Raw genomic sequence first — 13025 nt, 5'->3', positions numbered from 1 at the left:
GGCCGTACGTCCATCGAAGGCCGGTTTGATTTCGGAATCGGTCATAACCGCAGTGGACATTTCTGTCTTTGTCTTGAGCAAGTCGCACTCTGGAACCGGACACCGGCTGCCGGTCCGCTTGGTGCAAACGGCCAAACAATTTTCGACCAGTAAACTGAATTCGGAACCAGCGTGATTGCTGAAAAAATAAGTGGCGGGGAAAGCCCCGCCACCGAATACAACTAAAAGCAATTTATTTTCAAAGATATAGCGCTTCAGATTCAGATGAACCAGTCGGCAAAAAGGGATGACGCGGTTGCCCGCAAAACCTTGTGCTAGACGATGGGATAGCCATCGATCACGTTGCGATAAAATCCTGCAATGTCCTTGGACGCATCCAGGTCCGGGTGAAACTCATCCGTCCACCGGCCCCGAACCACATTCCTGATATCGACCAGGGTTACGTTCGGATACTGGTCGTCCACTTCCTGCAAAAACCCATAAAACCGGTCGACAAGGTAGTGGAGGATGGCTGTAATCCGTTCCTTGTCGGCTTCGAAGCGAAAATTGCGCTTCACGAACGGCCGGCCAAACCATGGACCATCGCTGTGCGCGACGGGATAGTCATACCCGTGCACAAGCAATTGCGTACGCGGTGCGCGCTTGCGCAGGTACTCTGCAATTTCGACGTAGCCGTCTTTCAGTTTGTCCAGGATCGCTTCAAGCCTGTCCATCTGGAGAAAATCTTCCGGCTCATCAGATCCCAGCGTTGCGCTCCGGTCTTTCAGGAGTTTCGTGAGAGCGACACCGCCCAGAACCTCGTTGCCGCCGCCAGAAAACACCAGATAGTCGTAGACGCCGGTGTCGACATGAACACGAAACGGTTTCTCGTTGATCATGTCGTCGAAGGAATGACCCGGCCATGCTGAACTTGCTGTCTGGTAATATCCCTCGAGAATGTCGAAAAAGGTCTTGTTGTAGCCGAGGTACCTGGACACCTCGATCACGACATTGATCCAGGAATCACCACCGGCACATACACGCAATGGTGAGCGGCGGACCCTGATCGGGTGGGCATCGTCGCCTTTGCCGGACGCTGACCATTCCACGGCGACCTGCTCTTGCGAAAGAGGTGCCCGCGTGTCGTCCAGAACATGGTAGGCAAGACACCTGTTGGGGTCTTTTTCGTAGCGGGTATTGTTCAGGACCGTCGCTTCCAGGATATCGGCGTACATGACTACCTCCAAAGCTTGCGTCGACAAACATCAGGAAGTCGCAATCCTTCGGACCTGCTTCCCGAATGCTGGCGGAAACGGAAACCGGCTGACGGCTCTTTTCCACCTTTGTCCGTGCGGCCGAAACCGTCGAACTGTCTTTTCCTTCGTGACTGCCGGGGACCCGACAGATCCGGTGCGGTCTTGTCCGCCCCGAGTGGCTTCGTTTGACTGCGCCGTGTTGATTTTGTTTTACAATAATCATTGGCTTCACGCGCGTGAGAAAAGCGTGAATTCAAAACCTCACAAAGCGAAAGGCCCGGCGAAGACCGGGCCTTTCAGTAATAAAATGAACTTTACTACGTCAGATGATCAGAAATTTTCCCAAGCGAGCTGTTCTTTCACTGTCCTGATTTGGCAGTTCAACTTTATTCAGAATGGGAAGATAGTTTTCACTTTCAGCTTGCTTGATCTCTACACTGGAGCACGTAGCAAACGCTTCTGACAAACGCCTCGCCACAAAAGGCGCCGCAACACTGGTCCCAAGCACCGTGGAATAGGATCCGCTGCGCGTCCCTGCGCCAACAACCCCCGGACTGACATAAGATCGGTCCGCAAGTGCGGTGCAGTCGACATGGCCGACTGCCGTGTCGGAAGATGGCTTACCGGCTGCGCTGAAGACCGAAGGGACGAGCGTTTGCGAACTCAATTCCGCATTGATGTCCGGGCGGCAGCCGGAAACGACCAGCGTCGTAGCCCCGGTCGCCATACCGTTCAAGCTGCCGAAACGCTTTACATGGCTTTCGGCCAGGTCTGATTCTGCCTCTTTTCCATCGTCGTCGACGAGCCTGTAGTCTTCATCTCTGAGGTAGCTTTGCCTGGAGCCTGTCAAAAAAGGCTCCAGGTCAATGTCGCGCTGAACCCACAAATAGATGGGGTCGTGATTGGTTGGCGCTTGCGGACCGCGTTTCAGCGTGACTTTCCAATCACCTGCCGGCGCCGCCGGGAGATCGGGGTCATGCGGTTCGCTTGGCGCCAGGGCGACAAGTACGCGCCAACGATCCTTTTTCCGGTGATTGTCTATACTGACCTGCCCGATTGCATCGGTTTGGCCTGTCCTGGCAACTTCTATGGTCTCAAAGCGTCTCGGATCACCGTGTTGAAATGCCGGATCCGGCGTCAGCTCCATCTGGGTCTTGGCCTTCGAAAAGGGTGCTTCGATTTCAAAAGAAAAGCCCTCCGGATTCAATCCGTCCGGGAACCAGATTTCAAGGTAATTGGACGAGCGATCGTTTGGCTGCGTCGTCCACAAAAGCTCAAATGATCCCGATCCGAAGTCGGCCGCGTTTATCTCGCCATGAAGCCGGTCCTGGAACGTGTTCCCGGATGGTATGACCATTGCGGTCGGCCTGCCGAGCTTGCGGCGCTCGCTGACGAGTTCGTCGAGCGCGGCTTCCAGCTCGCCGATCCCATCATGACGACCGGCGGAAAATCCGTAGCTGATGTTGATCGTCACGCGGATGTTTTCCACGCCGTACCCCTTGGCGACGCGTTCAGCGCGTTCAAGAATATAGTGTACGGCGGACAGCATATACATGTCTTTGCCGAAACTTGACGTGTCCCATCCATACGTGTTGGGGAGCTGCACCGCGATCAGACGCGTTTCCTCAGGCACGTCAGCACCATTTTCAGGATCGGCACCCGCTGCGACATCCATCACGCGCGACCCGTGGGTCGCGAGACGGTTTATTGCAGCGCCTGCACCGAACTGTTCGCCGGACGCACCTGCAGCCGCATAGAGAGCGTCTTCATCGGCGCCGTGATCCCGGATCAGCTGTTCAATTGCACCCCGCGTGAATTCACGGCCGAAAAGGACCGCTTCCTCAGTTCCCGCGCACCGGTGCGCGGACTGAAGCCAGCAGAATTCCATCCGGGTTCTCTTGCCGTCCTGCGCTCTGAAATTGCGATGCGCAAAGGGAATACCGTCATCGATCACGCCAAGCACATTAAGCGTCTTTTGAGCAGTATCGCCTTTCGGAACATTGGGATCGTGCGACCAGGACGGCTCTCCCGGCACACGCTTTTCGGGATTGCCCATCGCCTTGTCTTCCACGGGAAAGGCCATCCGAAACCGCGCCTGTCCGGGCGTATCGGGTGGCATCGCATCAACGAGGTTCAAACTGAGGCTATCGCGCGAACCATCCGGCTTTGACCGGTTTTCGACAACGATCGGCCAGAAACGAAGGGCAATATCCTCCGAAGCGCCCCACATCGCAGGCAACCACATTCCCTGACCCTGCTGACCGGGGTCGGCCGGTTGCAAGGAACCGGGCTTTTCCGGTTGCCCGAGTTCGGCCAGTGCCGTCAGATACGACGCTTCGACATTGTGAAATGGCGGAAATGCATAGGCTTTTCCAATTCCGAAATTCCAGGCTTCATACGGTCCGAGGTAATTTCTGAGTGTCGCGGCAGTGTTGTCACTGCCGCTGTTAACGCTGAGGTCATTCATGATTGAGCACCTCGATCACAAGGTGAATTCTTTGACGACCCTGCCCCACAGCCAGCTGAAGAGAGGGCTTTCGGTGACCTGGAAAGCCTGAAGGTCGCTTACGCCATGATCTTTCCACTCAGGGTTCTGGTACGAAGCCAGAATGAAGTCTGACTCAGCCTTGGCATCATATTTCAAACCGGTCACGGAAGAAGTCTTGCCGCATTTGTTCAAGATGATCTCGCCGACCAGTTTTCCTAGCAAAGCGCCAGCCCAACTGTCGATTGGATAATGAACGCCTGCAACAGTTCGGCTCACCGCAATCCGCTCCGCTTGTTTGTAGACAAGTTTCACGCGCTTGTCGGGGTCCGGATAATGCGTTTTGACCGTATCCAGAAGTCCTTCCAGCAGACGCGCGACTGCAAAGGCTTCCGTTGCATGGGCACTCGGAAAACTGCCGTGTCCCGGGGTCGGAATGATCGGGAGAACCGTTGCTCCGATGCGATCCGGCCGCCGGATCGCCAGGTGATGCTTGACAATCATTGCAACGTGGGCGGCGAGCACCTGTGTAACGGTTATCAGCTCGAACGTGTTGCTGTTTCGCGCATTGTTCAGCCCAAGGATCATTGCAAAATAGGGTGCCGGAAACCCAAGTTGTGAGAGGATTTCCGCAGTCCGTTCAGGCCGCTGGTCCATATAGGAGCGCAGAAATATCATTTGCTCCTCAAAGACCTTCGGTTCGGGACGGACAATTTCGAACAGATCATGCGCGTCGCCGCGCTGCGACCGATACGAAAGCTTGACGGTTTCGGCCGGCGTGTCAGGGGCTATCCACTGCAATTCACTCAGGAAATCACTCAGATACAAAGACGCCCTGACCCAATCGGACCAAAATCCGAGATTCTCCGGGTTGGAAAAATTGAGCTCACGGGAGCCGTGCTGCTCAGCTTGCCCGGCGACATGACTTATCGCCTGCGCGCTGGTTTGCAGACCCTGAACCGTCATCGGATCAAGCCCGCCGCCACCTGGTATAAAACTGCCAAGCCCGGTGGCATTCAGGTTGCCGAAGCCACCAAAGCCTCCGAAACCACCGAAGCCGCCAAATCCGCCGAAGCCCCCAAAGCCCCCAAAGCCCCCGAAATAGGCCATGATGTCCTCCTGATTGAAAAATTAATCGAATCCGGCCGCACGCAGGGCGCGCGCGACTTTTTGACCGCCTTGGTAGTCGGCGGCCGGGTGTGCACGTATGTAACTTTCGACAGAAAAGTCAGGCTGCCTAAGTTTGAGCTCCTGAGCGACTTGTTTCGCCTCTTCGTCACGCTCAAGAAAATGCAATGCAGTAATCTTCACCCGCATTGTAGAAAGATGGCGTTTGTTGTTTTCCAGCGACTTGTTCGCCAGATTCAGGGCCATTTCGTAATCATCTGCAGCAAGATAGGCCGTTGCGCTTAAGCAATCGAAGAAATACTTGAACGGATCAATCGGAGAAAGCTTGCGTGCCTTGTCTGCGGCATGAACAGATTGCTGCGGCGCGTCTTGGAACGCAAACAAGGCGCTTCGCAATAGCCACGACAATGCCTCGTTCGGATTGGTTTCCAGCGCACTCTCGTAACGGTCCGAAGCAACGTCCAAGCGCCTGAGCAGATTGTTGTGGGCAAATCCGTCAATCGTCAGGCAGAAGGCGTTTTCCGGGTCTATATCGAGCGCCTTTGACGTATTGCCGATAGCACCCTTCGTGTCCTTTGCAGGATCGGAGCTCCATCCGTTGATGACGCTCAAAATGTGCCACTTGCCGCGCCAGGCGAGAACCTCCGCCGAGGTAGGCGAACGGCTGACAGCTTCGTCCAGAAGCTCCCGTGACTTCGCAAAATCGCGTAAGGTCGACTTGTGCATCAAACTCACGCCGGCCATCAATAACTTATGGTCGGCTATTTCGTTGATCGGACGTCCACGAATGTAGCGCAGCGTGTCAGTCGCGATCGCGTTGCCGACCGAAGTGACGATGTTGTTGAGCCCTTGTCCCGCATCGCTGATAAAGTCGTTAAGCTTTCCACTGAATTGCCGCGTCCACAAAATGCGGCCCGTCTCGACATCCAGGAAATCGACGTCGGTAATCACTTCATCACCGATCTGGCGAATGCTGCCTGCAACGCAGTAGTCAACAGACAGTTTGGAGCGAATAGCTTCTATATCAATCCTGCGGCCAGCAAGGGCGCGACTGGAAAAATGCGAAATCACCGCAAGCAGGTTAGTGCGGGACAGCGAACGGCAGATCTCTTCAGCAAACCAGTCGCCAAGGATCGTGAGTTCAGGATTGTTTTCCAAACTCAGCAACGGCATCACTGTCACCGAAGGCACCGGCGGTCTCGGTAATGACGACGATGGTGATCGGAACAACGCCTGAATCTGTTCCGGACTAGCCCGAACCGAGTCCCGCCATTCCTCGAAGAGGGGAGCCGGCACGTCCAGGCCTTCCAAAAAAGTGCCTTGCCCGGGCTGTCCGGCAAAAACCACGTTGCTCAGATCAAGCGTGACATCCGAGTTATTGGTCGTGATAAGCTGGTTGTAGTAAGGCCCCATGGCAGCTTTGATATCGGACAAAGCGCGCCTCAGGCTCTGCCTGCCTGTATCGTAACAGGCAGCGCCCCACAGGGTTTCCTGAAGGAAAGTACGGCTCCGGCAGCCATGCGGCGCTGTTGCAAGCAAAGCAAAAATGGCACGGTGTTTTTTACCCGTGATCTCGAAAGCGCCGGGCTCAAGCGAACGGACGATGCAGGACCCAAATAAGCTGATTTCCAATAACTTACCGCGCATGCCCCATCGCCTCGAGAAAATTACGCATTCTATAGAACAGCACTTATAGCCACTATCCAACCGCTTCACACTTTTTTCACGCTCGCTGGCGGCCAACTCCCTCTAAACTCACGGAGTGAGGAACAGAACCGCGAGCAAGAAAATTGTCTGAAAAAAGCTCTATTATTGATGATGTTTCGGATGTTGTTGATTTTTTCCTAGCCTGGAACAACCATCGCGAAACAGTGTTGAAGATTTCTGAAATGGATCATCTGAATGACGAACAGAAGAAGACTTTGCACTGGCTTGTAAAGATGGCTGACAGGGTGAGTCTGACCGACTTGGAAAAGGACGATCTACACTAAACCGAAACACGCCACCCTTAATTCCGAATCATAGATTTCGGCATTTGCCGACCGTGGGCAGGTCGCACAAGGCAGGGCTTCCACCATCCATCCAGATTTCGAATGCGTCGCGCAGACCGTTGGCTGACAGCTTCTTCTGTGGCCAATGCCCGGTGGCCTGACGGTTCGAGAGGCGCGCTGTTTTCATTTTTCTGACGCGGCCGCGACGATTGGGCTATGGTTGCCAGAACAAAAAAACGACTCGGTCCCATGCTTTGGTGGCCAAGCCCTTTACGATGTGACAGGCAACAAGGTCCTACGATTCACAATGCCATGAAGCAGTTTGCGATCGCGACATTGCTTTTTCTGGGTCTGACCCCGGTGTTTCCGGGCGTAGGTCAGGCTACGGATTTTCAGGTTCCTAATTTCTGGGATCCCAAAGCCGTGCATGACAGGCCGGGCTCAATTCCAGACAAGATCCAGTTTCTTGCAACTGACAATTATCCCCCTTTTGTGTTTCGTGATCCACAAGGTCGCCTCACCGGTTTCAATGTCGACCTCGCGCGTGCGCTTTGTCAGGAGCTTGAAAGCTCCTGCGCACTCAGGATAAAGGATTTCAACGTTCTGCTATCAGCGCTGGATGAAGAAGAAGGCGACGCGATCATATCCGGTCTTTCACGCGAGTTTCCGGCAACAAGACGGCTGAATTTCACCGACGACTATCTCAAGCTTCCGGCAAGGTTTGTTGTGCAGGCGGAAAAGGCCGACGCATTCAACGAACAAGCGCTTGCCGGGAAAACCATCGCCGTGGTTTCCGGCTCCAGATACGAAGCATTTGCAGAGCGGTTTTGGCCCGGCGCAAACATTTCAGGATTTGAAAGCGTTTCTGATGCACGCGAGGCTGTCAAATCAGGAGACGCGGATGCGCATTTCGGTGACGGGTTGAGCCTCGCCTTCTGGCTACCAAGCGAGTCCGCCGATGAGTGCTGCGCTTTTGCCGGCGGCCCCTGGCTGGAGCCGGGCTTTTTCGATCAGGGAATGGCAATTGCGACGCGGTCCGAAGATGCGGAGCGCGCGGCGGCACTTAACTATGCCCTGAGGCAGCTGCAGCAAAAAGGCGTGTTCCGGGAGCTGTATCTCCGGTATTTCCCGATCAGCTTCTACTGATTGCGCTTGCCGATCTCCAATGGTTCTGGATCCGGTTCCGGTTTTTGCCTGTTCTTCAAAAAGGGTATGGCAAGACTGAACGGCATTTGGTGGGCTTTCGGCGTCAGCGAGGGACCAAGCCCGATTTCCATTCCTTCGTGCCCTTTTTCAGGTTCTTCAATGTAAGTGCCAAACAGCCTGTCCCAGATAGACAGGTAGAAGCCGTAGTTCGAGTCGGTTTCCCGCTGGATCACGGAATGATGGATCCGATGCATATCCGGCGTCACGATTACGAACCGCAAAAGACGGTCTAGGGCGCCGGGAAGCTTGAGGTTTGCATGCCCAAAGACGGCAGAGGCATTGAGAACAATCTCAAAAATCAGGACCGCTTCCACGGGACCGCCAAGGGCCACGATGACAAGGCCTTTCCAGACAAAGGACAGCAGAATTTCGATCGGGTGGAACCTGAGCGCCGTTGTCGCGTCCACTTCGCTGTCCGCGTGGTGCACACGATGAATGCGCCAAAACAGCGGAATCTTGTGTGACGCGACATGCTGGCCCCAAACGGCCAGGTCCAATACCAGGAAAGTGATCACACCGGCGGCGAGACCGTTCCAGCCGGTCAGTCCGAACAGGCCCCAGCCTTGTTCCTGCGCCAGAAGTGCAAGGCCGACGCCGCCAATCGGGAAAACCAGTCTGACGAGAATGGAGTCCAGTATGATAAGCCCCCAGTTGGTCGGCCAACGCTTCAACCGGCCGTTTTCCAACTTTCGCCTCGGAAGGCCTGCCTCAAGCAATGCCATAACCAGAAACACACCGCCAAAAAAGGCCATACGCACCTGGTTGATGTCTAACTGTTCAAACATGCACACAGTCTTCCGGTATTTCGTTATGCTGCTTGTCAGGGCCGATCCAACCCTGTAGCCATCCCTGGCCCGTAAAATGGGACAACCTACGGCAAATTATAGCCCGCACGACAGAAATTGAAGCTGCGACAGATCACATCACCATGAACGACTTTCTCTGGACACAACCCGGCACCACACCTGTTGCCACGCTTTTGTTGGCTCACGGCGCCGGCGCACCAATGGATTCCACATTCATGGAAAAGCTCGCAAACGCGCTTTGTGAACACGGCGTTGCCGTGGCACGGTTCGAGTTTGCTTATATGGCCGGACGGCGGACTGGCGGCAGCAAGCGACCGCCCCCGCGCGCGGAAAAGCTGATCGCTGAGTTCCAAACTGCTCTGCAGGCATTGTTACCCGTGACCGGTGGCCCGATCCTTCTGGGCGGCAAGTCCATGGGCGGGCGCGTTGCGGCTATGCTGGGCGGCGGGGGATCCCTGCCCTCGCGGGTCGGCGGTGTCTGCTGTTACGGTTATCCGTTCCACCCCACCGGCAAACCGGATGCAGCCTGGAGGATGGCGCCACTGGAAGAAACCAAGCGACCGGTTCTCATCCTGCAGGGCGACAGGGATCCGTTTGGCTCAAAACCCGAGCTCGACGAGATATCGCTGCCGGGCCACGTTTCGCTCGCCTATCTTGAAGACGGAAATCACGATTTCGGTCCGCGCGGTAAATCTCCTGCTACGCTCGACGGAAACATCGATATCGCGGCCCGGACGACGGCTACGTTCGCCGCATCGCTTTGAAGTCTATTCTGCCGGCGTCACACTTTGACCGGTTGCAGCTGCCGAGGGCGTGCGTGGCTGTCTATTTTTGAGGAAGATGATCCTCCCGATGTCGTCCCCGATCATAATCAGTGCCGGGACAAGCACGAGCACCAGCGCGGTCGCCGTTGCCAGACCGAATACGATTGTGATCGCCATGGGCAAAAGGAACTGGGCCTGAAGGCTCGTTTCGAACATCAAGGGCAGCAGACCGCCAATCGTGGTCATAGAGGTCAGCAGAACAGCTCGCAGGCGATCACAACTGGAACCTATGGCAGCTGCATCCATGGCCTCGCCCGCGGCCAGACGTTCTTCAAAGCGCGCAACGAGAATGATGGAGTTGTTGACCAGGATCCCGGCGAGGCCCAAAAGTCCGATCATGCTCAAGATGGTCAGGTTGAAGCCCATCAGATAATGGCCGGCAATCGCACCGACGATGCCGAATGGAATGATCGACATCACAACGATCGGCCGCGAATAGCTTGCAAAGATTGCAGCAAGGATGATGTAGATCCCGGCGACGGCCATCAAAATGCCCGTCAATAGGTCGGAAAATGCATTCGACTGTTCTTCTGCCCTGCCGGCGAACGAGTATTCAAGACCGTAGGTCTGCGCCAGTTCCGGCAGGAACTCCTTGTTCAATTCCGCGATGATCTCATTATTTGATGTAATCGTGCTGTCGACATCGGCAACAACCGTGACCACTGTCCGACCGTCCCTGCGCAGAATGACAGAAAACCCTTGCGCGTCCGTGAGGTCGACTACTTCCGTCAAGGGTACGAAATCACCAGCCGGCGTTCGCAGCGACAATTGACGCAGGGCCGCAGAACCGTCGGCATCGAAAACCTGCTTGACCCTCACCGAGACTTCTTCATCGCCTTCCGCAAAACGCCGGGCAATATTGCCTTCAAACGCATTACGGATTTGCCGCGCCGCAGTTTCTACCGTGAAGCCGAGCGCACGGCCCCTTGGTGTCAGCTCTACGAGAAGCTCCGGTTTTCCAAAAGGCAGATCATCTTCAACGGCACTGGTGCCCGGGAAAGCCGACAGTTCTTCCTGAAGTTTCTCAGCCGCCGCCTTCAGGTCATTCAAGGGCGCTCCGGTCAGGCGGATATCCAGATCACGCCCGGGAGGCCCGCCCCTGCGTTCAGCAACGGCAATGCGCGATGTCCCAGGTATGGCAGGCAACGCGGCGCGCCAGGCCCTGACGATTTCAGGCGTTCGAACCGTGCGCTCCTCCGAGCGGCTCAGCTGAACGGTGATGTTCGCAACGTTATCGCCCCGATTGTTTCCCGCCTGCCCAAGCGTCGCATAAGAGGCCACCACCAGCGTTTCGCCATTCTCGCGGGTCAGGCCGGCTTCCGCGTCCTTCAACGCCTGTTCAATCCGGCCAATGCCGGCGATTGCCTCAGCTTCCGGTATGCCGGCATTGAAGAAGATGGACGCCGTCAGGTTTTCAGCCTCGGGCGAGGGAAAGAAGGTGAAGCCTACACGGCCGCCACGGACGAGACCAACCGCAAGGATCATGGCTGCAATGGCGACAGCAAGCGTCGCATAGCGCCAATGCACGGCCACAGAGACGAACGCGCGGAACGGGTAGTCACGTATCCAACCGAAGCCATTGTCAAAGCCGCGGCGGAACCAGCCCGGTCGATCCGGATCGTCGCGACGCTGCTTCTTCCGGCGCAGGACCATGAGCAGGCTTTCAAATGCAAGTGCCGCTGAAAAGCAAAGGCAGATGATGATCATCTCAAACACGACCACCCCGACTGAGTCCCTCAGAGCCCTCAGCGGATCGTCGACAACATCAAGATAGGGCGGCACGGAGATGTCTGGCTGGGCCACCAGTGCGCTCAGGAAAAACGCCGGTATGCCAGCGACCAGGACGACGCGCCACCAACTCCAGCCCGGTTGCTTGCCGAGCGCGTGAGACAAGTGGCCGGGGAGCACAAGAAAGCACTCGATCAAGGACGCGATAACAACCGCGACGACGACGACTGGCAAGGTGCCCATGATCTGTCCGAGCACATCGCCGATCAACAGGATCGGTAAGAACGCGGCAATGGTCGTAAGACTTGCCGCGAAGATCGGCGCCAGCATGGTGGTTGCACCGTTGATCGCAGCTTCGTTCGGATCATCGCCCATGCTTCGGCGCGTCGCCGTGTGTTCACCCACGACAATCGCATCATCGACGATGACACCCAGCATCATGATGAGCGCAAACATGGAGATCATGTTAATGCTCTCACCCATCAGCCACATGATCCCGAGCGTCGCCATCATCGCAACGGGAATACCTGCCGCGACCCAAAGCGCGATCCTTGCATTCAGGAACAGAAACAGGATCGCAACCACCAGAACCAGACCTGTCAGTCCGTTTTCAACCAGGAGCGTAATCCTGCCTTTCACAGCGTCGGCACGCACATCGTATTTCAGTATTTGAAGGGATTGAGGCAGCTGCAGAGACACTTCGGCAAGATAGTCGTCGACAATCTGTGCCGCCTTCAGGGTGTCGGTCATTTCCGTGCGCAGGATCTGCAGTTCAATCGCCCGGGTTCCATTGGAAAAACCCTGATTTTCGTTCGAGTCAAAATCCCGGACGACAGTGCCAATGTCGTCTACGATCGTTTTTTCACCCGATGCAAAGGACTTGACTTCGACGCGTCCGACGGCTTCCGGCGACCGCTCTTCCGACAACGCCCGGATCTGCCGCTCGACGGCACCATCCAGATTGCCGGCGGGCAAATCTATCGTGTTGCCGGCAATCTGACCGGCGACATCGGAGATGGTCAGATCCAAGCGGCGGAGTTCCCGTTCAGGGATCTCAACCAGATACTCCGGCGCGCGGAACCCGGACAATTCGACCTTGTCGATCCCCCTGGACAAAAGATCGTCCCGCATCTGACGGGCGAACACTTTGAGCGCCTGTTCCGAGAATGGTCCGCGCAAGGCAATTGTCGCAACACCATCTGTGAATGTGGAAGCGGATATGACCGGGGTTTCTGAATCGAGTGGCAGAGTGGTGACACCGGACACCGCCTGCTCAACATCGGAAAGCGCCTTTTGCATATCGGTGCCTTCGATGAATTCCATCTGGACCGATGCCGCGCCCTCGCGGCCGTAGGAGACGATCTCGTCGAGCCCGTCGATAAACCGCAACTCCGGTTCGATCACTTCCAGGATGTTGGAGGCAACGTCCTCCGCACTCGCGCCAGGCCACGCGATCGAAACAGAGATCCGATCCGTCTTGATCGTCGGGAAGAACTGCGTGTTCAACTTGGCGAGTCCATAAGCGCCGAACAGGACCATCACGACCATGATCAGATTGGCGGCATTCGCATGGCGAACGATCAACTCAAGGAAACCACGGGAGCGAATGTTTCTCATCGAAC

Annotated in this window: 9 protein-coding genes; 3 read left to right on the top strand and 6 right to left on the bottom strand. The window is 56.0% G+C overall.

All coding sequences use genetic code 11. The annotated features are described in order from the left end of the window. Positions 1–314: 314 nt before the first annotated feature. From ABVF61_RS18080 to ABVF61_RS18065, 4 genes are all read right to left on the bottom strand, one after another. Positions 315–1214 carry a regulatory protein RecX gene (locus ABVF61_RS18080; RefSeq protein ID WP_353994931.1) on the bottom strand — a complete coding sequence of 300 codons (900 nt, stop codon included), beginning with the start codon at positions 1212–1214 and terminating at the stop codon, positions 315–317. 343 nt (positions 1215–1557) lie between these two features. Then, positions 1558–3702 (bottom strand): S8/S53 family peptidase, encoded by a 2145-nt coding sequence (locus tag ABVF61_RS18075; protein ID WP_353994930.1) that lies wholly within the window; start codon positions 3700–3702, stop codon positions 1558–1560. A 15-nt stretch (positions 3703–3717) separates the two neighbouring features. Then, positions 3718–4830, bottom strand: a complete 1113-nt coding sequence (locus ABVF61_RS18070) for a phosphatase PAP2 family protein (protein WP_353994929.1) — start codon at positions 4828–4830, stop codon at positions 3718–3720. Positions 4831–4851: 21 nt separating this feature from the next. Further along, the gene (locus ABVF61_RS18065) at positions 4852–6591 is read right to left on the bottom strand and encodes a hypothetical protein (RefSeq protein WP_353994928.1); all 1740 of its coding nucleotides are present in this window, start codon (positions 6589–6591) and stop codon (positions 4852–4854) included. Positions 6592–6638: 47 nt separating this feature from the next. Between ABVF61_RS18065 and ABVF61_RS18060 the strand changes: the two genes are divergently transcribed. Both ABVF61_RS18060 and ABVF61_RS18055 read left to right on the top strand, forming a co-directional pair. Then, the gene (locus tag ABVF61_RS18060) at positions 6639–6839 is read left to right on the top strand and encodes a hypothetical protein (RefSeq protein ID WP_353994927.1); all 201 of its coding nucleotides are present in this window, start codon (positions 6639–6641) and stop codon (positions 6837–6839) included. Positions 6840–7151: 312 nt separating this feature from the next. Continuing rightward, entirely contained in the window at positions 7152–7985 is an 834-nt protein-coding gene (locus ABVF61_RS18055; protein WP_353994926.1) for a transporter substrate-binding domain-containing protein, read from the top strand. Here ABVF61_RS18055 and ABVF61_RS18050 read toward each other — a convergent pair. Next, complete coding sequence (locus tag ABVF61_RS18050) at positions 7979–8830, bottom strand: sterol desaturase family protein (protein WP_353994925.1); 852 nt, start codon at positions 8828–8830, stop codon at positions 7979–7981. The two genes, ABVF61_RS18055 and ABVF61_RS18050, sit on opposite strands and share 7 nt — an antisense overlap. Before the next feature lie 143 nt (positions 8831–8973). Between ABVF61_RS18050 and ABVF61_RS18045 the strand changes: the two genes are divergently transcribed. Beyond that, entirely contained in the window at positions 8974–9615 is a 642-nt protein-coding gene (locus tag ABVF61_RS18045) for an alpha/beta family hydrolase (RefSeq protein WP_353994924.1), read from the top strand. Between the two features lie 3 nt (positions 9616–9618). Here ABVF61_RS18045 and ABVF61_RS18040 read toward each other — a convergent pair whose 3' ends face one another. Next, positions 9619–13020 carry an efflux RND transporter permease subunit gene (locus tag ABVF61_RS18040; protein ID WP_353994923.1) on the bottom strand — a complete coding sequence of 1134 codons (3402 nt, stop codon included), beginning with the start codon at positions 13018–13020 and terminating at the stop codon, positions 9619–9621. Positions 13021–13025: the final 5 nt, after the last annotated feature.

The sequence above is a fragment of the Roseibium sp. HPY-6 genome (assembly GCF_040530035.1).
Classification (GTDB): Bacteria; Pseudomonadota; Alphaproteobacteria; order Rhizobiales; family Stappiaceae; genus Roseibium.
The sequence above is the reverse complement of the archived record's forward strand: the minus strand, read 5'-3'. Positions and strand labels throughout refer to the sequence as shown.